Here is a 22,564-nt window from a genome sequence, read left to right on the forward strand (position 1 = left end):
TTGATGGCGACGATGACGGTGTTGCGGAAGTTGTCGGCCTCGGCCGGGTCGTGCTGGGTGAGCAGGGTCATGGATGCGGTGAGGGCGGGCAGGACTTGGTCGGCGAGTTCGGCGACGGTCTTGCCGTACTTGACGCCCTTGGGGGCTTTGGTGAGGACGTGTCCGATCTGGCCGGTGGCGGAGGTCAGGGCGATGGAGCCTTCGGTGGCGACCTTGTGGGCTGAGCCGGCGGCGCCGGCGGCGGACATCAGGGAGACGGCGCCCCAGGCGGCGATGCGCAGGGTGGTCTGGTCCTGGTCGGTGAGGGTGATGGACATGGTGGTGTGCTCCTTTGATGCTGTTTTGGAAGGCGGTTGAACGGTTCTGTCTTGTTCAGGTGCCCGGCTGAACCGTTCATGGGCTCTACTGTCGCGGGTCGTTCTGATATGGGGCTGTTGCCGTTCTGACGTGGCGGCTGACACGACAGCGCTGAGGCTCCGGATCGTGCGGGTCAGCTGAGAGGGGCGCATCAGCCCACTCACCTCACGGGGACCCCGTCAGGTGGTCGCGCGGAAGTTCTGCGTCCCGATAACCCGCAACAGGTCGAGCTTCTCCCGCGCGTCGGTGCCCTCGGTCGGGAAGTACGCCAGCACCTTGATGTCTTCCTCGGGGGCGAACAGCACTTCGCAGGTCAGGTGCAGCATTCCGACCTCCGGGTGCAGCAGCCGCTTGCGGTCGAAACGTCGCACCGCGACCTCGTGCCGCTCCCACAGCTCGCGGAACTCCGTACTGTGCTTCAACAGCTCGTGCACCAGCTCCACGACGTCGTCGTCGCCGGCGCGGCGCGCGTACGTCGCTCGCAGGTCGTTGACCTGCGCCAGCGAATGCCGTGGCCAGTCCTCTTGCGGGCTTATGGCGCGCGAGGCCGGCTCGGTGAACCACCGCCACGCGATTTTGCGTGCGAGGCCGACAAGGTGCTCCTGGCGGCCGAGCACGATGCCGGCGAGGGCGTTCTGCCACAGCACCTCGTGCAGATCGGTGCAGATGAGGACCGGAACATCGGTGAGCCGGTCGGCCAGGCTGATCAGTCCGGGGCGGATGTGCCGGCCGGCACGGCGTGCCGGGGGTGCCAGGCCGGCCAGGTTGAACAGGTGGTCGCGTTCGTCCAGGTCGCAGCGGAGCGCGCGGGCCAGGGCGGCCACGATCGGCTCGGAAGGGTTCGCGCCGCGGCACTGCTCCAGCCGGGCGTAGTAGTCGCTGGACATGCCGGCCAGCTGTGCTACCTCGTCGCGCCGCAGCCCGGGCGTACGGCGCCGCACGCCCTCGGGCAGGCCGACGTCAGCCGGGCGCAGCAGCTCCCGGCGGCGGCGGAGAAAGTCGGCAAGCCCGGCACGGTCGATCACGCCCACCAGCGTACGGACGCCCCGCACCCTCATCCAGGGACAGGTTGTCCCTGGATGAGGTGGTCCTGGTCCGGGTGCGCGGCAGCCCACACAGTGGGGGCATGACAACGACGACACCTCTCGGCACCCGCCGCCTCGGCCGCACCGGTCCCGCCGTCTCCTCGCCCGGTCTCGGCGGCATGGGCCTGTCCGGCGCCTACGGTCCCTCGGACGACGACGAAGGCGTACGGGTCCTGCACGCCTATCTGGACGCAGGCGGCACCCTGCTGGACACCGGCGACTTCTACGGCGCGGGACACAACGAATGGCTGATCCGGCGCGCGCTCGAGGGCCGGGACCGGGACGGGGTCGTGCTCTCCGTCAAGTTCGGAGCCATGCGCGGCCCGGATGGCGCGTTCGCCGGGATCGACGGCCGCCCCGCCGCCGTGCGGAACTTCCTGACCTACTCGCTGCAGCGCCTCGGCACCGACCACGTCGACGTCTACCGCCCGGCCCGGCTCGACCGGTCCGTGCCCATCGAGGACACCGTCGGAGCGATCGCCGAGCTGGTCGACAAGGGGTACGTGCGGCACATCGGCCTCAGCGAGGTCGGGGCGGAGACGATCCGCCGCGCCGCGGCCGTCGCGCCGATCAGCGACGTGCAGATCGAGTATTCGCTGTTCAGCCGCGGCATCGAGGACGAGATCCTGCCCGTGTGCCGCGAACTGGGCATCGGCATCACCGCGTACGGTGTGCTGTCCCGCGGCTTGATCGGCGGCAGCGGAGCGATCGAGGGAGCCCGGACGGTGTCGCCGCGGTTCCAAGGCGCCAACCGCGAGCACAACGCCGCCCTCGCCGCACGGCTGGAGGAACTGGCCGCCGCGAAGGCCGCCTCCGTCGCGCAACTGGCGATCGCCTGGGTGGCGGCGCAGGGCGAGGACATCGTGCCGATCGTCGGCTCGCGACGCCTGAACCAGGTCGACACGTTGGTCGACAGCGGCCGTGTCACTCTCGGCGCCGAGGAGCTGGCGCGGATCGAGGACCTCGTCCCGCGCGGCGCCGCCCGAGGTGACCGATACCCCAGCCAGGCGATGGCCGATCTGGACAGCGAGCGCTGAGCTGGGGTCGCGACCTGCCGGGCGCCGGGCTTCCGCGGCCACGCCCGCGACGTGACCTTCCTACGTTGGGGGAAATGTCCGTGGATAGGGTGTGCTGGTGGGATCTCCTGATACGCGGGTGCGATATTCCGTCTCGACGTGGCAGCAGCCCTGCCCGCCCCCTGCCTCGCCGGAACGTACCGTGCTCGTGAAGCAGGTCGCCGAGCAGGCGCTGACCCGTGGCGACGGACGGGTGCTGGTGGGGATCGACGGGTTCACCGCCGCGGGCAAGACGAGCTTCGGGCACGAGCTGGCCGAGGAGATCGCCGGGGCGGGGCGGCCGGTGCTCCGCGCCACCCTGGACGACTTCAAGAAGCCGTGGAAGGACCGGCACCTCTACGACCGCGAGTCGGGCGAGGGGTACTACCGCAACGCCTACGACTACGAGGCGGTCAGGCGGCTGCTGCTGGAGCCCGCCCGAACCCCCGAGGCGGCGTCCTGCGCGCTGTGCGGCATCGATCCGCTGACGCAGCTCGATCACTCGGGGACGACGACACCGCTCGCCGCGGACTCGGTGCTGATCGTGGACGGGGTGTTCGCGTTCCGCCCCGAGATCGACAAGTACTGGGATTTCCGGATCTGGCTGGACGTGGACGCCGAGCTGTCGGTACGCAGAGGAGCCGAACGCGACCAGGACTGGGCCGGTTCGGAGGCCGAGTCGATCCACCGGAACCGGTACCTGGTCGCCGAGCGCATCTATCTGCAGGAGGCCGACCCGCTGAAGCGGATGGACGCCGTCATCGACAACACCGCCTTCGACCGGCCGCGCATCGTCCAGCCCTGATCGGGAGTCAGCGCAGCCCGAAGAGCGGCAGGCAGGGCTCCAGGCCGTGGACCCGCACCGGGACGGGGTCGGTGAAGTCGGCCCGGTCGAGGCGGAGTCGCTGCTGGACCGCCCGCCGGCCGCGTACCTCGTCGACCATCAGCCCGTCCGGGCGGTAGCCGAGCTTGCGGGAGACGCCCAGCGAGGCCGGATTGTCCTGGAACGCGCTGGAGACCGCCGTCAGCGCCCTGAGCCCCGTGAAGGCCAGGTGGAGGACGGCGGCGCGCATCTCGGTGCCGAGGCCCCGCCCCTGATGGGCGCGGCCCAGCCACGAGCCCGTGTGCACCTCACGGGTGACCGGGAAGCCGTGCGCTGACAGATCCTGGGTGCCGACCACCTGACCGTCGTGGACGACGACGAAGTTGCAGCACCACCGCTCGGGCCGCCAGCGCGAGATGACGCCGAGCTGGTGCAGGATGACGTTCCCCGGCAGCTCGGCGGCGGGGGCATCGGTCCACGGCACGCCGAACGGCATGACGCCCGGATCGTGCACGCCTTCCAGCGCCCGCTCGGCCAGCTCGTCGAGATCCTCCAGGGAGGGCATGCGGAGCTCAAGGCGGGGCGTGGTGAGGCGGAGGCCGAGTACGGGCCAGTGGCGCATGGGGTTACTCCGGAAGGGTTGCCGAGGAGTGGCGGGCCTGGTGCGGGCGGCTGGGGTCGGGTTTGCGCCAGTACGTAAGGAAGCGCAGGATCCACTCCACGGGACCGTACCGGTGCCTCTTGAGCCACCAATGGCTGTAGAGGACCTGGCAGACGAAGACGCCGAGCGCGATCAGCACTTCCAGCGGCGGGCTGACCCGGTCCACGAGCGCCAGCCCGTACCCGGTGAAGATCAGCGAGCAGATCAGCGACTGCGCCAGGTAGTTGGACAGCGCCATCCGGCCCGGCGCCGCGAGCGCGCGGGCGATGCGCGGCATGTACGGCAGCACCCGCAGGAACGTCGCCGCGTACGCGGCCGCCAGCAGCGGGGCCGTGACCAGGTCCACCGCCTCGCCCCAGAACTTGTGCATCGTGCCGTGCCAGGCCGACGTCGTGTAGATGAACGCGCCCGTGAGCCCGACCGTGAACCCGGCCCACTGCAGCTTGCGCAGCGTGCTCGTGTGGGCCGACAGGTCGCGCAGCGCGCCCAGCTTGCCGACCGCCAGGCCGATCAGGCACGCCGCCAGCACCGCCGGCCCCTGGAACAGGACCCGGAACACGATGATCAGCGACAGCTTCCTGAGGTGCTCGGAGATGATCTGCAAGGCGGAGGCCGCCAGCGCCGTGTCCGCCTTGGTGGCCTCCGCGGCCGAGTCCGCCACCGTGCCGCCCATGTCCAGGCCGAACGTGGCGAGCAGGGCCAGTAGCACGAAGCCGAGCGCGAGCATCGCGGTCAGCATGACCGCCAGCACCACGGCGGCCTTGGGCTGGAGCTTGCGGAAGATCAGCAGGGCCAGGCCCACGGCCGCGTACGTCGTCAGGATGTCCCCGGGGAACAGCAGCACGGCGTGCGCCAGCCCGATCAGCAGCAGCCCGGCCAGCCGGCGCAGGAACATCGGCCCGAACGGGCGCCCCTGCCGCGCCGCCGAGTCGACCTGGAGGGTGAAGCTGTAGCCGAACAGGAAGGAGAACAGCAGATAGAACTTGTTCTCCACGAGCAGGGTCACGGTGAACCGCACCGTCCAGTCCAGGGGCGACTGGAAGGCGGGCTCGGCCATCCCGGCCATCCGGTAGCCGGAGGCCAGGAAGGCGATGTTCACGACGAGGATGCCCAGGAGTGCGAAGCCTCGGAGGGCATCCACGGAAGCGATCCTCGCGGCCGCGAGTCGTGCGTTCGGCATGGCGGGGAGTTTCTCCTGAGTCCTCATACGGAGAACATCATCCCGCACTAGCTGAGTGTTTCCTGTGAATTTAGTTATTTTGTGCGATGTAGATGAATCGTTCGATGATCACCGCTAGTGCGACCACGAAAGCGGGCACCGCCAGGAAGAGCAGGCGCTTCCTGGTCCTGCGCGCCCGGTTGGGGCCGTTGAGGCGGATGACCTCGTACGCGAGCAGCGAGACCCAGGTCACGGCCAGCGCGCCGACGCCCACGGGCGTCCACGGGGTGGTGGGGTCACCGCGTCCCTTGTAGGGCTGCGGTTCGGGGATCTCGGTGCCCCGGACGAACTTCTTCCAGGTGTAGAGGGCCGCGTCCTCGTTCGAGAACACCCGCTTCAGATCCGGCGAGGCGTCCAGCGCCGCGCGGAACTTCGCCCCCCAGTCGTCCGGGAAGCCCTCGTTGAGCTGCAGGTAGCTCACCTGCCCGCGGCTCACGATCAGGTACGAGTTACGCGGCTGCTCCTTGAGCGCCGCGATCGCGTCAGCGACCTGCGTCGGATCCTTGTGCACCAGGGCCTGCACGCCGAAGTTGACCAGCTCGACGTCCTTCTCGCCCCACGGCAGGGTCGGCGTGACCTCCGGCCCCGTCTTGGGCACCAGGTAGAGCACCTTGGCGCTCGGCTTGTCGTGCTGGTAGACGTAGTGCAGCGCGGCCACCTCACCCGTGGTGACCCGCTCGAACTTCTCGTTGCCGTACCTGGCCAGCAGGAACGCGAACGCGAACAGCACCGCGAAGCACGCCGCGAGCACGACCGAGAGCTTCTTGGTGAGCTGCGGGTTGAAGCGCACGTTCCGCCTGCGCAGCGGCACGGTCTCCTCGCGCACGTCCGCGCTGTCGGCCGGCAGGTTGGGGAAGAACGCGTACGCGGCCAGCAGGCAGGCCCCGGGCAGCGCGAACATGTAGATGCGCAGCCCGATCTCGCCGCCGTAGCTCTGCAGCCCCAGCGCCAGCACCGGCACGCAGAGCAGGATCAGCGCCGACCGGTCGAACACCCCGCGCCGGAACCGCCTGAACAGCCCCGTGGCCGCCAGGCTGAGGATCACCACGAGAATGCCGAGCCGGGCCTGCAGCACCAGCGCGTGCGCCGGGTCGCTGCCCTCGATGCGGTCGCCGGTGCTGTTGCCGATGTTCTGCAGGATCCGGCCGAAGCCGCCGAAGATGGCGCCGATCTGGCTGGACCAGAAGCCCACCGTCATGTAGCTGATCCAGGCCAGCACGATGAGGCCGAGGAAGAACGGCAGCGCCCAGGTCAGCGACGTCCGCTTGAAGATCAGGAACGCCGTCACGACCCCGAGCATCATGAACGGGGTGATCTGGTGCGAGGCCACCGCCGCGAGGAACAGCGCCAGCAGCATCATCAGCATGAGCAGCTTGTCGGCCCGGTACGTGCCGGTGTTGGCCAGCTCGCCCGGGGTCATCGAGTCCAGCTTGCCGAGCCGCTTGCGCAGGCCCTTGGGCGGGATCGGCTTCGTCCGCTGCTCGACCCGTCCGAACCATCTGAGCAGGATCGCGATGAACGCCAGATACAAGGCGAACGTGAAGCCCTGCGGCGAGAAGTAGTCCTGTCCGATCCACTGCACCAGCACGAACAGCAGCGCCGCGAACCACCGCGCCCGCGTGGTGGCCACGACCTGGCGCAGGATCAGCACGAAGGGGAGCAGGTAGAGCAGGTTCGAGACGAGCGGCGTCCACTGCAGGATCGGCGTCAGGTCGGTGATCCCGGCGGCCTTCGTCACGAAGGCGAACAGCGCGAAGAAGCCCGGCCAGCCCATGCGGGCGTCGATGCTGATGGCCGACTCGCCGGTCCTGGCGATGAACTCCACGAAACCGGCGTGGATGTACGCGGTGGGGAAGCGCGGCGCCGTGGCCACCAGGGCACCCGCGCCGTGCAGGGCGAAGGTGATGGCGGCGATCTGGAACAGCAGGAGGAACTTGCGGTCGGTGCTCTGGGCGACCGTGACGAAGAACGACACGATCATGATGAGGATGGCGATGAACGCCGTCGTCGGGAGCGCCGAGATCAGGCCCAGGCCGTCGATCTTGCTGGGGTCCACGCCGCGCAGGGGGCCTGGGGCGACCTTGAGGGCCAGGATGTACATGGCCAGGCCCTCGAGGACCAGCAGCACGGGCAGCCACTTGGGTGCGCTGGCGACCAGCGCGCCGATGCGCCCGCCGAGGGTGCGCGGCTTGCCGGGGGCGGCTTGCTGGGGCGTGGCCTGCTTCGTGGCTCCCGGGGGCTTCGTGGCTCCCTGGGGCGCGGCGCCCGGCAGGGGCGCCGTCGGCGGTGCCACGGCGGGCGACGCCTGCTGCAGCCCCTCCACGGGCGCCACCGCCGCCCCTTGCGCGCCGCTCCCTTGCGCGGCGGTCCCACCGGCGGCCGGCGAGGCGGGCCGGACTACGGGCGCGGTCCCGGCAGCGGACGTCTCGGCGACGGGCCGCTTGGCGGTCGCCGCACCACCAGCCGGCCCCTTGGCCAGCGCCTTGGCCGGCGCCTCCGCAGGGGACACCGCAGCGGACACCTTCGCAGGCCCAGCACCTTTACCAGCACCGGACGCGGCGGCACCGGATGCGGCGGTGGGCGCGTCGGGGCTGGACGCGGCGGGTCCGGAGGTGGCGGGGCTGGACGCGGTGGGGCTGGGGGTGGCGGTGCCGGGTTTGCCGTTCGGCCCCTTGGCGGGGGCTTCGCCGGGCGCCGTGGGCGTAGCGCCCTTCGTCGGCGCGGTGCTCTTGGCAGCGGCGGACGTGGCAGCGCTGGACGTGGCAGCGCTGGATGCGGCGGCGCCCCCCGTCCCATCGCCGTCGGCCCGAGCGCCATCGACGCGCTGCGGCCCGCTGGACGGCTGCGGCCGGACGGACTGCGGCCCGCTTGGTGCCTGTGGGCGGAGGCCAGGCTTGGTGTCGGCGGAGTCGGTCGTCGGCGCGGAAGCCTCCTGCACCGGCGTGGTCACCGTCCCCGTCGCGTCCGGGTCGGCGGCCTCCTCCACCGTGGGCGGGCGCCCGATGTGCAAGGCGGCCGGCAGCCGGAGCACCGTCGTCGTGTCCGAGTCCGGCTCGGCGTCCTCCGAAGGCGGGCCCTCGGCGGAAACGGTGTCGAGCGTCAGCTTCGGGATGACCCCGGTGGCTTCCGGATCGAAGGGCACGTCTGACTCCTCCTTGTCTCCGCGCACTTCCCCGCGCACCTCCGAGGAGTTTGCAATGCCATCGCCGTCCCGTTGCTTCACGTTGACCATCATGCGGCCCCGGAGGACCCCTGGGTGACAACCGGCGTACGGGTTTCGCCGACCTTGAGAATTTTACGCAGATTCCCGAAGATCAAAATTGCCACGAGAAGCTCGCTGAAGAGCAACCCGTACCCCACCGCGTTCACGCCGGCGTACGGGAAGAGCACGACGGTGGACACCAGCACGAGCACGGCCAGCCCGATCTGCACGGTCGCCAGCGTACGGGCCCGGCTCTGCGCCCGCAGCGCGCTCAGATAGACCTCGATCAGCACCCTCGGCAGCACGGCCAGCGACATCAGCCGCAGCAGCGTCGTGCCCTCGTCCGCGAAGGCCGAGCCGAAGATGGTCAGGATCAGCGGCGCCGCCAGGATCGCCACCGCGATGATCGGGGTGACGATCATGAAGGCCCGCCGCAGCGCCCGCCGGCAGTTCTCGGCCAGTTTGGCACGGTCGAAAGAGCCCTCGACGGTCAGCGAGACCGCCATGTTCATGGCCAGCAGCTCGATCATGCTCGCGAGCGTGTGCGCCATCGAGAAGCGGCCGAACGTGGCCTCGCCCACCTGCGTGGCGATCACCACGGGCACCAGGTAGACGATGCCCAGGATGGACAGCGTCCCGGGAAAGTCCCCAGCTAGGAACCTTCCAATTTCGCGCAGCCGAGGAGGCTCCTGAGCGGCGTCGCTCTTCTCCACGTGTCTGGGCACCACGATGGCGAAGATCAGCCAGTTGACGGGGATCAGCGCGAGGGCGGTCGGGATGACCCACGAGACGAAGATCCCGCCCGACGGCAGCGCCCCGGCCAGCGCGACCAGCAGCCCCATCTTGACGAGGCCGAAGATCAGGTTGTTCACGGGCACGTAGGGGGCCCGCCGAAGCCCGGTCAGCACGACGTCCTGGAGCGTGAAGACGGCCCACACCAGCACGGACGCCAGGAAGAACAGCCCGGGCCAGAAGCCGCTGAGCACCGAGTACGTCTTGCCCCACATCGGCAGCGTCAGCAGGAAGCCGAGCGCCGCGACCCCGCCCGTGGCGGCGGCCAGGCCGTACCCGCGCAGGGCCAGCTCGGGGGTGCGGCGACCGGCGACCGGCAGGAAGCGGGCCAGCGCGCCCACGAACCCCAGCGCGGTCAGCGACGCGAACAGCCGCATCGCCGTGATCACCGCCTGCCCGCGGCCGAACTCCTCCGGGGAGTAGAGCCGGGCGGCCAGCAGCCAGTAGCCCATGCCGAGCACGCCGGTGACCACGGTGTTCGCCATCAGCGCGTAGCCCTGGCGGAACAGCGGGTTACGGAGGTCGTGGAGGATCTTCCCCCAGACCCTAGACATTTCCGCGCACCCGCTGCAGCCCGTACCTCGTCCTGCGCACGACCGCGTACCCCTTGGTGAGGATGCGTTCGCGCAGGTAGATGAGAGGTACGGCGGAGCCTTCGACGGCGCGCTTGAACATGCTGATGGTCGTGTGCTTGCCGACCGTCAGCCGGGGGATGGCGAGCATGTCGTGCCGGTCGGCGGCGATCGTGTTGCTCACGGCGCAGGCGGCGAAATAGCCGGCCTTGCGTACTTCGCGGCGGACGCGGGCGCTGGAGTAGCCGTAGGGGTAGGCCATGGTGGCGACCGGCGCGCCGATCTTCTCCTCCAGCAGGCCCTTGTTCCTGCGCAGCTCCTGCCGCAGGTCCTCGATGCGGAGCTGGTCGAGCTGCGGGTGGCTGTGGCTGTGGCCGCCGATCTCGATGCCGGTCTGGGCGACCTCGCGGGCCTGGCCCCAGGACAGCATGTCGTCCAGCGGCCGGCCCGCCGCCTCCTTGCCCGCGTCGGCCACCCAGCCGCTGGTCAGGAAGACCGTGGCCGGGAAGTTGTGGCGCTCCAGGAGGGGCAGGGCCTGGCTGTGGAAGTCGGCGTAGCCGTCGTCGAAGGTCACCACGATCGGCTTGTCCGGCATCGAGCGGCCGTTGTTCTGGTTGAGCGAGGCCACGAGGTCGCCCAGGGTGAGCGGGGTGAAGCCGCTCTCCGACAGGTACGCGAGCTGCTCGGCCAGGTCCGAGGGCCGCACGGAGTGCGGCTTGGTCTCGTCGTTGGGCGTGTCCGTGACCGAGTGGTACATCAGGATCGGGATGCGGGTCATGATCGTGCCGCCTTCAGCCGTACGGAGCCCACCACGTAACCCCAGGTCGTCCAGGCCAGCCCGATCACGATCGCGGCGGCCCGGCCGAGCCCGCCCACGTCGCCGCGGACGGCTTCGCCGACTCCGCGCAGCGCGCCGAGCGGGAGCGTCTTGAGCGCGTGGGCCCGCTCGCTGGCCAGCCCGTCCTGGGTGCCGACCTCCTTCGTCACCAGGGCTTTCGACAGGCCCTCCGCATAGCACCTGGATCTGAAGTAGGCGAACCGCTCGCGCTGCTTCGACACCTTGTGCCCGATCACGGCCCGCGGCTCGAACAGCATGACCGAGCCGGGCTTGCGCTGGCTCAGCCGGATGCAGAACTCCGTCTCCTCGCACCCCAGCGGCCGCGACTTGCGCCCCTGCACGCTGCGCCCGATGCCGCTGTGGAACCCGCCCACCTCGGACACGACGTCGCGCAGGAACGCGGCGTTGCCGCCCATGACGTTGCGGATCGGCGCGCGTACCTCGGGCATGCCGCGGTACGTGCAGCCGACCGTCCAGTCGAACTCGTACGGGAACCACCGCGGGCGCCGCTTGGACGCCCACAGCGGATCCGTGCGACCTCCGACGCCCACCACACCGGATTCCTGGAAGCCCTCCTCCAAAGCCTCCAGCCACCCGGTGTCGGCGACGGCGTCGTCGTCGAGGAACGCGACAATCTCACCGTTGGCCGTGGCCACTCCGGTGTTCTTGCCCCCCGACAGCCCCTTCTCATGCGTGTTCTCCACCACAATGGCCTGCGGATACGAGCGCTTGAGCTTGAGGTGCAGGTCGGGGTTGTGGTCGACCACCAGGATCAGCTCGTGTGCCGGGCGGGTCTGGTTCTCGACCGACTCGACTGCCTGCCTGATGTCCTCCCACCGCTCTTCGGTGTAGACGCAGATGACAACAGACGTGTTCACAGCGTTCCTTCTTAAGCGACGCCTCGGTCAGCGGCGGGAGTGGCGGTCGGCTCAGGCTGAACGGGAGCGGGCTGGCGACGCCACTCCCTCAGGATGGTCCTGAGCACGCGGAAGCCATCTCGTACGGCGTGCAGGTTGCTCTCGCCGTGAATGCGGTTGCGCTCGTGGCTGGGCACCTCGTGCACCTTCAACCCGGCCTTGGCCGCGCGCACGTTCATCAGCGTCTCCACCTCGAAGCCGTCGCAGTCGAGGTTGAGCGCGTCGAGGTGACGGGCCCAGAAGGCGTTGTAGCCGTAGCACAGGTCGGTGTACTTGGTGTTGTACATGACGTTGACCATGCCGGTCAGGACCTTGTTGCCCAGCCGCCGGTTCAGCGTCAGGTCGTCGCTGCCGCCGCCGGAGGCGTAGCGCGAGCCCTTGACGAAGTCGGCGCCGGTCACCAGCGCGCCCACGAAGTTGATGATCTCGCGGCCGTCGGTCGAGCCGTCGGCGTCGATCATCACGATGATGTCGCTGGTGCACGCGGCGAAGCCGGCGGACAGGGCGTCACCCTTGCCCTTGCCGGTCTGCGTGACGATCTTGACGTTGGGCCGCAGCCGCTTGGCCACGGCGACCGTGTCGTCGACGGAGTTGCCGTCCACGAGCACGATCTCGTCCACCCACTGAGGGATGGTGGCGAAGACGTGGGGCAGGTTCTCGGCCTCGTTCATCGCCGGTACGACCACGCTCACCGTCGGTGAAATGGCCAGGTGCGGCGTGACGGGCGTGAAGCTCGAAGGGGGCGGCATCGACCGCAAGGGCGAGGCTTGCAGCTTGCCGTTGTGCTTGGCTATCTCGGGACTCATGGCGAGGGAAATCCTTCCGGGACCCCGCCCTGCTGCGGTCCGGTCGGTGCCGCTCCCGGGTGCTGCGGGAATGGCGAAACCGGTGAACGGTGCATTGAAGGGTCCTGTGCTGTGAGGGTGTCTGCCGGGACTTGGGAGAGCTCAGCGCGCTCCCGTTGGTTCTTTCACTACTCCGTTGGGTGACTCCTGCTGCTGCATCGAGGTGCGCACCCGACCGAAGCCCTTGAGGACACGGTCGGCCGCCCTATAAAGAGACGGCCTGTCCATGACAATTGTTCGGGCTTTGTTGAAAGGAGTTCTGCCCATCCAGTGAACGGCCGCCGTGGCGGACGGTCGCGAGATGCGGCCTTCGGCAACGTACAGGACCCCGCTCTTGAGCCAGTCTTTGTACTCCTTGCCGCCCTTGCCCATGTCCACCATGTGCACGCCGTCGTTCGCGGCGGCCTCGGCCATCTGCAGATGATGGACGATGCCCGGCGAGTATCGGGCGAACTCGGTGTCGTAGGCGGGGAACCACCCTACAAGCGTGGTTGCCGTCCGGAGGCCGAAATGTCCGGCTACCGGTACGTCCCCGGCATAGAGCATGGTCAGGACGCCCGCGAAGTCCGATGACTTTTCGGCATGCATCATGTCCGTCAATTCGACGATCCACGGCTGGGCGAACCTGTCCACGCGGCCAGTTCTTCGATACTGATCCGACTTCCAGGCCAGGAGCGTGCGGAGCACCTCGGGGTCGGCCGAGCCCCACTCGAAGCGCAGCTCGCCCTGCTCCCTGCCGAGCTTGCGCTCCTTGTAGCGGACGGTCTTGAGGTTCTTCGGGGAGTTGGACTTGACCTGATCGATCCAGGCGTCGAACCCGGCGGTGAAGTCCATGACCGGCGCGGGCCGGACATCCTGCTCGTACGGGGCGAACGTGGGCTGCCCCGCCACCAGGTGGTCGAAGTCGAACACGCTGAGCTTGCAGGCCCGCAGCAGCGCCTTGGCGTCGAGCTTCAGGTCGGGGGTCGAGATCAGGCCATGGCACGTGGTGAGGAAGCCGCCGAGCGGCTTGCCGATGCCGAAGCTGTGCCGCTCGTACGGGAAGAACCCCGCGATGCCGTTCTCGTCGGAGATGACCGCCACCCTCACGTAATCACGCAAACGGTCCATCGCCACGGCGAACTCGACGGAAAGGAACGGGTTGTCCAGACTCGGGTCGGCCTTCTGCAGCTCCCGCCATCGCGCCCGTTCGGAGTCTCCGAGCTCTCTGGGCCGAACTACCTGGATGTTCACCTGGCCCCCTGTTGGGTCTGCATGCTCTTCCCCCGGTACAACATGCGAAGCACGTACATGAACCCTCCGAGCACGGCGACCGTCGCGACGCCCGCCCGCGGCGACCATGCGCCGAAGAGCAGCATGGCCTGGGCGAGGAGCACGTTCAGCACGAGGCTTGCCGCTGCTCCTACTGATAGTGCGGCAAGGGGGTCACGATCACGCAACAGTCCCACCACTGCCGCCCCTGGGACGACCAGAAGGAACAGAGAGATCAAGAACGGGCGCAGCGGCGTCTGAATGTCGAACAGCGCGACGACCGCCCCCGCTATGCAGGCGAGCGCCACCAACCAGGTCAGCGCTCTCCGGTGCTTGAGCATCTCCCTTTTCTCTCCTGCTTCTGCTGGTTAAAGCACGATTGATCGCAGTTCATGGGACCAATCTGCGCCAGGACACGTCAATGCCGACGCTTGGAGGCGCATCCCGGTTTACCGACAGGCGGAGATTTCTCGTGTGATGTTCAACACACGGTCAAGCGAACGCCGGCCCGGACCTGGCCCCCAGGCACTCCAGAATGCCCTATGTGACCGAGGTTCTTCGAGCCAGGGTCCGAATTATCCGGGTTTGTTGGCAAGAAAAGTTGATCTACTCGGCTTGGTGTCCGCTTTACCCGTCCAGACTCTCCGTATTCTCGGCTGACGTGGTCACGGAGGGTGATGAGTTGGGTTCGCTGGAGGTTGTCGGGTCGTCCGTCGGATCGGACGTCTCGGGCTCGTCGCCGTCCCAGGAGAGCGAGCAGCTGGCGCTCCCGCCGTTCGAGGTGAACGCGACCCGGCCGCGGCCGGCGGCGCTCGGGTCGGTGATCGTGACCCAGATCGCCACCGACCCGCCCGCCTTGATCGACCCGCTCGCGGGGAACACGTCCAGCCCCTGCGAGGCGGTCGCCACCCACGAGACCGCGGCGTTGCGGGCGCCGAGGCCGATCTTGGCCGCGCCTTCGATCGCCTTCGGGCAGGACATGCGCAGGCGGGCGCCGGGCACGGGCCTGCGGCGGGTGGGCGTCGGCCCGGCGGCGTGCCGGGCGCTCGGCCGCTCGGCCGGCGTGGCGCGGGTGCTGGGGGTACGGCTCGGCGTCGGGGTGGGAGTGGGGGCCGGTGTGAGCTCGTCGTCCTCCGGCGAGGGATCGGGCGTCGGGCTCTCCTCGCCCAGGTCGAGCGAGGGCGTGGAGACGGAGGGCACGAGCCGCGCGGAGGACTTGGTCGAGACGTCGCGGCCGTTGATCACGACCATGGCCCCCGTCGCGGCCAGCACGCACGCGCCCGCCAGCAGCACCGGCGCCAGGCGGCGCGGCCTGCGCCGCCGCGAGCGGTGCTCGACGGCCGCGGGGAACCCGGTCCGGTCGAAGCTGTCACCGCGATCGGTGATCAGGGTGCGGGTCTGGTCGCGCTCGGGGTTGACGCACGTGTCGATCACCCGGCGGCGCAGCGAGATCGGCGGGTACGCGAGCGGGACCAGATCCAGCAGCCGGGCCGCCGAGACCTGCCGGTGCCGCCCCTCGGTACACACCTCGCACCCGCTGATGTGCCCCGACAGCCTCCGCCGCAGCAGCGGGGTGAGCGGGCCCTCGCATCCATCCAGCATCGCCGACAGGTCGGGGCAGTGCGCCCGTCCCGTCCTGGCCAGCACCACGGCCGCGGCGGCGTTCTCCAGGTGGTCGCGGGCCCTGGCGAGCCTGCTCGCCGCCTGCCGCGAGGTCAGCCCGAGCACCGCGCCGACCTCGGCCGGGGTCAGGCCGTGGCGCAGCGACAGCTCCAGGATCTCGCGCTCGTTCCTGCTCAGCTCGCCCAGCGTCTCGTGGACGAGGTCGGTCAGCTCGGGGTCGTCCTGCGCCTCGATCTCCGGCAGCGGCACGCCGTCCACCGGGGTCCGGTGCGCCATCCTGGCCCGCGTCTGGAACCTGGTCAGCGCGTACAGCCAGGCGCGCATCCTGACCGGCTCCCTCAGCCGGTGCACGCACCCCTGCGCGATGACCAGGGCGTCATGGACGGCGTCGGCGGCCAGGTCCTGGGCGAACGAGGCGGCATAGTCGTGCAGCCGCTCGCCGTAGCAGTCGTACAGCTTGGCGGGAGCGTCGGTGTCCGCGCGCCGTAGAGCCTCGACCAGCTCCTGATCCTCGGCACGATCGACAGACGGCCATCCAGGCACGGATCCCCTCCCCGCGGGTAGAACGGGCACTCAAGCCCCACGCGGAGAGGACGCGTCCCCTTTCTGGCTGGTTCGCCCTCTATGCCCATCGGGCATATGGGTGCACCTGGGCGGCCTCTCAGCCGTCGCAGCCCGGCATGCAGAGGCGGCGTTCCATGCCCTGGAGGAAGAAGTCGCGCACCTGCAGGACGTTCTTGGCGATGTACGCCTCGCCGCCCGCGGCCTTGGCCAGGGCGTCCATCTGCTGCTTGCCCTTCTCGGCCTCCGGGCCGAAGGCGATGAGCAGGATGCTGATGGGCCGCTTCGGGTTGTACGTCTTCTTCAGGAACTGCAGGATCTCGGCGTTCTCGACGCCGCCGTCCGGGTCGTCGTTGCCGGCGCCGTCCGTGAGGACCAGCAGCGTGTTGATCTTGTCTTCCTGGTACGTCTTCGTCAGCTGCGTGTACGCGGCCTTGATCGTGTCGTTCAGCCCGGTGTCGCCCGTGGCCTTGGCCTGGATCGAGCCGAACGCCTTGGCCAGCATGTCCTTGCGGAGCGTGCCGTTGACCGACTCGCTGACCGGCCCGAGAGAGACGAGCTCCTTCCAGTCCTTGTCCTGTCCGTCCAGATGCGTGGAGAACGTCCACAGCCCCAGCTCGGAGTCGGCGGGGAACAGGCCCAGGCCCTCGGTGGCGATCTTGTTGATGGCCTGCATGCGGGTCATGCCCGTGCCGGGGACCGGCAGCGCCATCGTGCCCGAGACGTCGAGCAGGGTGAGCAGGCGGCTGCCGAGGTTCAGCCTGGACCAGGTCTGCACCATCCTGGACACGGTGGCGCCGTCCGGCGGCTCCAGCGCGGTCGGCGTCTCCGGGTTGAACCCCTTGTCCTTGGCCAGCGAGTCGCCCGCCTTGCCGTCGGTGCTGCGGAAGCCCGCGTCGCGCAGGGCCTTCTTGGCCGACTCCGTGGCGAGGTCCTGCTTGAAGTCCGCCGCCGCCTTGAGCACCGCCGGGTCCTTGGTGAGGACCGTGACCGGATAGTCGAGGTTGAGCGTGCCTTCCTTGGGATAGAGCGCGACCACCGGCGCTTCCGGCTTCTTCGAGTTGTGGGCGTAGATGGCCTGCTCGGAGGTGACGCCGATGGGCACCCTGCTGCCGGACTTCACGGTGAGGCTGGCCAGCAGCGCCGTGGAGTCGGAGGCGAGCTGGCCCGACAGCTCCTTCAACGCGCCCACCAGCGCCTTGTCCAGGCCGCTCTCTTTCGCGGTGCCGGCGGCGGCCAGCAGCGCGGCCAGCCCGGCGGAGTTCTTCTGCGGGTCGAGGGCGAGGACGCGGACCTTCTTGCCAGGCCCGTCCACGTTGGCCACGTTCGCCGCGGAGATCATGGCGGCCCAGCTCGGCTGGAGGGCGCCGCTCAGCTTCGACGCGGACGACTTGGCCGTCGCCAGCACCACCGGCGAGGTCGCGATCGACCCCTCGATCTGCGGCAGCGCCTGGCCGGCCGGGGAGTTGCGCATGCTCTCCATGAGGAGGCTGGAGTCCGCCACCCAGAAGTCGGCCTTGGCCTTGCCGGCGGCCACCGCGTTCGCGGTCCTGGCCGCGGCCTCCTTGGCCACCGTCACCTCGACGCATTTGCTGTCGATCGAGTGCATGGCCTTGTTGTAGTTGCCCGCGATCTTGTTCAGCGCGGGCTGGATGTCGGGCGTCGCGACGACCCGCAGCGCCAGCTTGCCGCCCGAGCAGTCGTGGTCGCGGTTGAAGATCACGAAAGCGGCGACACCGAGGAGCACGGCCAGCGCGACGGCACCGGCCAGCGGTACCAGAACCCGGCCGCGGCCGTTCGACCGTCTGCGGGCGGGGGGTTCGTGCGCTCTGTATCCGCCGTCAAGCTCGTCTGTGCGGTGTCGCCCCACGATGTCCTCTTAGGTGTGCTTGAGACCTTCCGGAGACCCTAGCGGGAGATGCTCCGCAATACTCCGGGAACGATACTCGGTGTGGTGAGTGTGGGAAAACAGCCCTTTTGGTGCGGTGATTACGCTTTGTGGTGGGTGTTGGCCGCGTGCGTAACGGTTTATGAGAGATCAGGGTCCTAGTGGCAGCAGTGGTGGCCGCGCCATGCGCGGGTGCCCTCCCGTACGGCGACCGCCGCCAGCGCCACCGCCACGGCCGGATCGACCCACCACCACCCCAGCGTGTTGAGCCACAGGCTGGCCAGCACCCCCGCCGCCATGGCCGCGCAGATGAGGTTCTGCGTCCCCTCGCCCGAGGTGGCCTCCGACGCCAGGCGCGCGCCGAGCCGCCGCTTGGCGATGCCCAGCGCCGGCATGCTGACCAGGCTGAACGTCGTCACCACGATCCCCAGCACGCTCGGCGTGGCCCGGTGCCCCGCGTCCAGGTCGTGCGCCACGTGCAGGATGAGGTAGGGCGCGAGCAGCCAGAAGCTGACCGCCACCGCCTTCCTGGCGGTGTTCTCGGCGCTCGGCGAGAGCGTGCGGGCGCCGGTGAACCGCCACACCACGATCAGGCTGGCCGCCGCCTCCACGAACGCCGACAGCCCCCAGCCGATCAACGCCAGCGAGTGGGCGGACAGGCCGGCGGCCAGGCCGAGCGTGCTTTCCACGCTCAGCCAGGCCAGCGTGGCCACGGAGAGCGACCGGGCGGCGCGGGCTGCTCGCAGCCAATCGGCTGACGCGGCCGGACGCTCATGAATCCGCTGGTCAGGCACCGTGACCCCCCGCACTCCCGGCTATCCGGCCGTCGACAGCGATACGTAACTTACCCATTACAGACCGTAGCGTAGTTTCGTTCGAGCAAAGAATGGTCAAGCTTGCCCGCATAATGAGCGGTGATCGCCAGGTCGCGAAGGTTGCCCGGATCGCCGAGGGAGGGCCGGTTGCCGTTCACGCCCAGTCACATGGCCGCGGTGGTGCCGCTGATGTCGTCGGAGCGCGTGCGCAGGTTCGCCGACCCGTGGGCGCTGGCGTTGGGGGCGATGGTGCCCGACCTGCCGATCTTCCTGCCGTTCCTGCCCGACTACGGCAACTGGCACTCCTGGCTCGGCGTCGTCACCATCGACCTGGCCGCCGTGCTGGTGCTGCTGCCGTTCTTCCACGCCGTCCTGCGGGACCCGCTGATCTCGCTGCTCCCGCCCTCGCTGGCCGGTCGCGCCGCGCTCCTGGCGCCCGCCCGGCTCCGCCTGCTCCCCATGGCCGTCGGGGGCGTGATCGGCGCGGGCTCCCACGTCCTGTGGGACTCCTTCACCCACTCCACCGGCCCGGCGGAGTGGGGCGGCTGGCTGGCGATCTCGATCATGGGCGTGATCAGGCTCTTCCGGCTGCTGCAGTACGTCTCGTCCGTGATCGGCCTGGCCGTCGTGGTGTGGTGGGCCTGGCGCGGCCTGTCCAGGATGCCTGCGGCCCCCGTACCGGAACGCCTGCGGATCACCCCGCGCGTGCGCGTGGCCGTCATGGCGCTGTGCTCGGTCGGCACGGTCGCTGGAGCGTTCCTCTGGCCTCTCGTGGACGAGCCTGTCCCGTGGCTCGGCCTGCCCAGTGTGATCACCAAGACGGGCGCCGGCACGGTGATCGGCCTGTGCCTGGTGCTCGCCTGCTACGCGGCGGTCTGGCAGGTCAGGCGGCGCATGGCAGTATCGGAAGGTGCTTGAGTACGTAACCGACGCCGACGACCCCCGCCTGACCGACTACACCCGGCTTCGGGACATGGAGCTGCGCAAGAGCCTGGAGGCGTCGCGCGGCCTGTTCCTGGCCGAGGGGGAGAAGGTGATCAGGCGGGCCATCGGCGCCGGCTACCCGATCCGCTCGGTCCTGACGATGCCCCGCTGGCTGGCCTCCCTTGAGGACGTCCTGGGCGACGCGACCGTCTACGTGGTGAGCGACGAGATCATGTCGGGCATAGCGGGCTTCCAGGTGCACCGCGGTGCCCTCGCCTCGATGGAACGCCTCCCGCTCCCCGCCGTCGACACCCTGCTGAAGGGCGGCGCCGGGCGGCTGCTCGTGCTGGAGGACCTGGTCGACCACTCCAACATCGGCGCCATCTTCCGCAGCGCCGCCGCCCTGGGGGTGGACGGGGTCCTGCTGTCGCCCCGGTGCGCGGACCCGCTCTACCGGCGGGCCGTGAAGGTGTCGATGGGCGCGGTGTTCTCGATCCCGTACGCGCGGATGGACGACTGGTTCGGCGGGCTGGCACGGCTGCGGGAGGCGGGTTTCCAGACCCTGGCCCTGACTCCGGACCAGACGGCCACGCCCCTGGACGTCGTCGAGCTCGCCGACCGGGTCGCGCTGCTGCTCGGCTCCGAGGGCGACGGGCTCTCGTCCCACTGGCTGCACGAGGCCGATCAGGCGGTGTGCATCCCGATGAGCGCGGCGGCGATGGCCGCGGGCGTCGACTCGCTCAACGTGGTGGCCGCCGCGGCCATCGCCTGCCATGGGCTGATGCGGTCCGCGGATCGGGTGGGCTGATCGGGGCGGTTTTGTCCGTCTTGTGTACTGTCGAGACGCCGTTTTCATGATCGGAACAAAGGAGAGCCGTCCGAGATGTCCTTGTGGAAGGCACTGGAAGGGGCGCGTGTCCTGGATCTCGCGCAGCCGATGCGCAAAGGCATGCCGCAGTCACCCAACCACCCCCCGTTCCGGATGGCGCTGGAGCGCAGGCACGGCGACATGGTCAGAGCCGACGGCGGTTCGGCCGCCAACGAGATCATCGTCACGGGCGGCCACGTCGGCACGCACGTGGACGCGCTCGCGCACGTCTCGCAGGAGGGGCTCCTGTACGGCGGCCGGCCCGCGTCCGAGCTGATGTCGCACGAGGGGTTCGGCGCGCTGGGCATCGACACCTTCGAGCCGTACGTGGGCCGGTGCGTGCTGCTCGACGTGGCGGCCGTGCACGGCGTGGAGACGCTGCCGGCCGGTTACGAGATCACCCCCGACGACCTGTCGCGGGCCGCCGGCGACCTGGAGATCCGCCCCGGCGACGCCGTGCTCATCGGCACCGGCTGGTCGCGGCTCTGGTCGTCCGCGGAGGAGTTCATCGGGCAGCGGGCCGGCGTCCCTGGGCCGGGCGCCGAGGCGGGGCGCTGGCTGGCCGAGCGCCGCCCGCGCGTGGTGGGCGGCGAGACCATCGCCTTCGAGCACATCGCGCCCGGTCGCGGGCATGCCACGCTGCCGGTGCACCGGATCATGCTGGTGGAGTCCGGCATCAACATCGTGGAGACCATGCGGCTGTCCGAGCTGCTGGACTCGGGGGCACGCGAGTTCCTGCTCGTGCTGAACCCGCTGCCGGTCGTGGGCGCCACCGGCGCGCCCGTCCGTCCGCTCGCCGTGATCGACTGAGCTGAGAGAGACCATGACAACCCATGTCCAGCGGCTGGCCGAGTTCGCCGCCGCCTGCCGCGACAAGGGCGTTCCCGACCGGGTGCGCGACGATGTGACCGGACGGCTGCTCGACGTGCTGGGCAACTGCCTGGCCGCCTACGCCGAGCCGGACGGCGACGCGGGGCCGGCCGTGCTGCGCGCCGTACGCCGGTGGGGCGGCGTCGAGGAGTCGAGCGCGATCGGCAGCGGCGACCGGCTCCCCGCGCCGGCCGCGGCGCTGGCCAACGGCACCCTGGCGCACGCTCTCGACTACGACGACACGCACCTGCCGTCGGTGCTGCACCCGAGCGCCGCCGTGGTGCCCGCCGCGCTGGCCGCCGCCGAGGCGACGGGGGCGAGCGGCGCCGAGCTGGCCGCGGCGATCGCGGCGGGCGTCGAGGTGTGCAACCGCCTCGGCATGGCCTCCTACCTGCCCGAGGCGCGCAACTCGCTCTTCTTCGAGAAGGGCCAGCACGCGACGTCCATCTGCGGCACGCTGGGCGCCGCGGTCGCGGCTGGGCTCCTGTTCGACCTGACGGCGGACGGCATCGCGCACGCGGTCGGCGTGGCGGCCAGCATGGGCGCGGGCGTGATCGAGGCCAACCGCACCGGCGGGACGATCAAGCGCGTCCACTGCGGCTGGGCCGCGCACGCGGGCGTCTCTGCCGCGGTGCTCGCCCTGGAGGGCGTGACCGGGCCGCCGACCGTGCTGGAGGGCCGGTTCGGCTTCTTCCAGGCGTGGCTCGACGGCCGCTACGACGAGGCGGCGCTGCTGTCGGACCTGGGCGACCGGTGGGAACTCCTGCGCACGGTCTACAAGCCCTACCCGACGAACCATTTCACCCATCCCGCCATCGACTGCGCCCTGGCGCTGCGGGCCGGCGGCCTGTCCCCGGACGACGTCGAGGACATCGAGCTGGGGGTGCCCGCCCCGGTGCTGCGTACGATCGCGGAGCCCCGGGAGGAGAAGACCGCCCCCAGGTCGCCGTACCACGCGAAGTTCTCCGGCCCCTACACGGTGGCGGCGGCGCTGCACGGCGGCGGCGGGCTCGGGCTCTCGCTGGACGACTTCGCCGCCCTGTCCCCGGAGCGGCTGGAGCTGGCGCGACGGGTGCGCTGCGTGGCCGACGAGCGGGCGTCGGAGATCTTCCCGCGTGCGTTCGCAGCGGTGATGCGGGTACGGCTGCGCGACGGCTCGACGCTGGAACACCGCGTGGACTCCTCGCGGGGCGGGCCGGAGCACCCGCTGACGGCGGACGAGCTGGGGGTCAAGTTCCGCGCGAACGCTGGCCGGGCGCTGCCGCCGGACCAGGTGGACGCCCTCCTGGCGGCGGTGGGGGATCTTCCCTCGGCTCCCTCGGTGACGCCCCTGCTCCGCCTGACCGTCGCCGGGTGAGGTTGATCGTTTGTCCGCCGGCAACCGGGATAATGTGATGA

20 protein-coding genes are annotated in these 22,564 nt (G+C 70.0%); 6 read left to right on the forward strand and 14 right to left on the reverse strand.

Annotation, left to right across the window (positions count from 1 at the left end; genetic code table 11):
- Positions 1 to 317: hypothetical protein (locus ABZS69_RS54485; RefSeq protein ID WP_355389092.1), on the reverse strand; the 317-nt coding region annotated here is incomplete at its 3' end.
- Between the two features lie 219 nt (positions 318 to 536).
- On the reverse strand, positions 537 to 1,415 hold the full coding sequence (locus ABZS69_RS54490; protein ID WP_355389094.1) for a helix-turn-helix transcriptional regulator: 879 nt from the start codon (positions 1,413 to 1,415) through the stop codon (positions 537 to 539).
- 68 nt (positions 1,416 to 1,483) lie between these two features.
- Between ABZS69_RS54490 and ABZS69_RS54495 the strand changes: the two genes are divergently transcribed.
- Positions 1,484 to 2,479 (forward strand): aldo/keto reductase, encoded by a 996-nt coding sequence (locus ABZS69_RS54495; RefSeq protein ID WP_355389096.1) that lies wholly within the window; start codon positions 1,484 to 1,486, stop codon positions 2,477 to 2,479.
- A 97-nt stretch (positions 2,480 to 2,576) separates the two neighbouring features.
- Positions 2,577 to 3,302 (forward strand): uridine kinase, encoded by a 726-nt coding sequence (locus tag ABZS69_RS54500; RefSeq protein ID WP_355389098.1) that lies wholly within the window; start codon positions 2,577 to 2,579, stop codon positions 3,300 to 3,302.
- Between the two features lie 7 nt (positions 3,303 to 3,309).
- Here the strand turns inward: ABZS69_RS54500 and ABZS69_RS54505 are convergent, their stop codons facing one another.
- The 12 genes from ABZS69_RS54505 to ABZS69_RS54560 all read right to left on the reverse strand — a co-directional run bounded on the left by ABZS69_RS54505 (position 3,310) and on the right by ABZS69_RS54560 (position 18,483).
- Positions 3,310 to 3,942: a GNAT family N-acetyltransferase gene (locus tag ABZS69_RS54505; RefSeq protein WP_355389100.1), complete on the reverse strand. Its 633-nt coding sequence runs from the start codon at positions 3,940 to 3,942 to the stop codon at positions 3,310 to 3,312.
- 4 nt (positions 3,943 to 3,946) lie between these two features.
- Positions 3,947 to 5,122, reverse strand: a complete 1,176-nt coding sequence (locus ABZS69_RS54510) for a DUF418 domain-containing protein (RefSeq protein WP_355389102.1) — start codon at positions 5,120 to 5,122, stop codon at positions 3,947 to 3,949.
- Between the two features lie 109 nt (positions 5,123 to 5,231).
- Positions 5,232 to 8,342 carry a hypothetical protein gene (locus ABZS69_RS54515; RefSeq protein WP_355389104.1) on the reverse strand — a complete coding sequence of 1,037 codons (3,111 nt, stop codon included), beginning with the start codon at positions 8,340 to 8,342 and terminating at the stop codon, positions 5,232 to 5,234.
- A gap of 89 nt (positions 8,343 to 8,431) precedes the next feature.
- A complete protein-coding gene (locus tag ABZS69_RS54520; protein ID WP_355389106.1) occupies positions 8,432 to 9,748 on the reverse strand; it encodes a hypothetical protein in 1,317 nt (438 codons plus the stop codon).
- A complete protein-coding gene (locus ABZS69_RS54525; protein ID WP_355389108.1) occupies positions 9,741 to 10,544 on the reverse strand; it encodes a polysaccharide deacetylase family protein in 804 nt (267 codons plus the stop codon). Before ABZS69_RS54525 ends, ABZS69_RS54520 begins: the two co-directional genes overlap by 8 nt.
- Positions 10,541 to 11,482: a glycosyltransferase family 2 protein gene (locus ABZS69_RS54530; RefSeq protein WP_355389110.1), complete on the reverse strand. Its 942-nt coding sequence runs from the start codon at positions 11,480 to 11,482 to the stop codon at positions 10,541 to 10,543. Before ABZS69_RS54530 ends, ABZS69_RS54525 begins: the two co-directional genes overlap by 4 nt.
- A gap of 11 nt (positions 11,483 to 11,493) precedes the next feature.
- The gene (locus ABZS69_RS54535) at positions 11,494 to 12,327 is read right to left on the reverse strand and encodes a glycosyltransferase family 2 protein (RefSeq protein ID WP_355389112.1); all 834 of its coding nucleotides are present in this window, start codon (positions 12,325 to 12,327) and stop codon (positions 11,494 to 11,496) included.
- Between the two features lie 141 nt (positions 12,328 to 12,468).
- Positions 12,469 to 13,599: a GNAT family N-acetyltransferase gene (locus ABZS69_RS54540; RefSeq protein WP_355389114.1), complete on the reverse strand. Its 1,131-nt coding sequence runs from the start codon at positions 13,597 to 13,599 to the stop codon at positions 12,469 to 12,471.
- Positions 13,596 to 13,958, reverse strand: coding sequence for a hypothetical protein (locus tag ABZS69_RS54545; protein ID WP_355389116.1), 363 nt, complete (start codon positions 13,956 to 13,958; stop codon positions 13,596 to 13,598). The genes ABZS69_RS54540 and ABZS69_RS54545 overlap by 4 nt, the downstream gene beginning before the upstream one ends.
- Before the next feature lie 286 nt (positions 13,959 to 14,244).
- The gene (locus ABZS69_RS54550) at positions 14,245 to 15,783 is read right to left on the reverse strand and encodes a sigma-70 family RNA polymerase sigma factor (protein WP_355389118.1); all 1,539 of its coding nucleotides are present in this window, start codon (positions 15,781 to 15,783) and stop codon (positions 14,245 to 14,247) included.
- A gap of 118 nt (positions 15,784 to 15,901) precedes the next feature.
- Positions 15,902 to 17,671, reverse strand: coding sequence for a substrate-binding domain-containing protein (locus tag ABZS69_RS54555; protein ID WP_355389119.1), 1,770 nt, complete (start codon positions 17,669 to 17,671; stop codon positions 15,902 to 15,904).
- A 176-nt stretch (positions 17,672 to 17,847) separates the two neighbouring features.
- Complete coding sequence (locus ABZS69_RS54560) at positions 17,848 to 18,483, reverse strand: hypothetical protein (protein WP_355389121.1); 636 nt, start codon at positions 18,481 to 18,483, stop codon at positions 17,848 to 17,850.
- A gap of 168 nt (positions 18,484 to 18,651) precedes the next feature.
- On the opposite strand from ABZS69_RS54560, the gene ABZS69_RS54565 reads away from it, so the two are divergent.
- The 4 genes from ABZS69_RS54565 (at position 18,652) to ABZS69_RS54580 (ending at position 22,523) form a co-directional block, all read left to right on the forward strand.
- A complete protein-coding gene (locus ABZS69_RS54565; protein WP_355389123.1) occupies positions 18,652 to 19,422 on the forward strand; it encodes a DUF4184 family protein in 771 nt (256 codons plus the stop codon).
- Positions 19,415 to 20,236 carry an RNA methyltransferase gene (locus ABZS69_RS54570; RefSeq protein WP_355389125.1) on the forward strand — a complete coding sequence of 274 codons (822 nt, stop codon included), beginning with the start codon at positions 19,415 to 19,417 and terminating at the stop codon, positions 20,234 to 20,236. The genes ABZS69_RS54565 and ABZS69_RS54570 overlap by 8 nt, the downstream gene beginning before the upstream one ends.
- 75 nt (positions 20,237 to 20,311) lie before the next feature.
- Positions 20,312 to 21,106 carry a cyclase family protein gene (locus ABZS69_RS54575; protein ID WP_355389127.1) on the forward strand — a complete coding sequence of 265 codons (795 nt, stop codon included), beginning with the start codon at positions 20,312 to 20,314 and terminating at the stop codon, positions 21,104 to 21,106.
- 13 nt (positions 21,107 to 21,119) lie between these two features.
- Complete coding sequence (locus tag ABZS69_RS54580; protein ID WP_355389129.1) at positions 21,120 to 22,523, forward strand: MmgE/PrpD family protein; 1,404 nt, start codon at positions 21,120 to 21,122, stop codon at positions 22,521 to 22,523.
- Positions 22,524 to 22,564: the final 41 nt, after the last annotated feature.

It is taken from the genome of Nonomuraea sp. NPDC005650, assembly GCF_040605375.1.
Taxonomy (GTDB): domain Bacteria; phylum Actinomycetota; class Actinomycetes; order Streptosporangiales; family Streptosporangiaceae; genus Nonomuraea.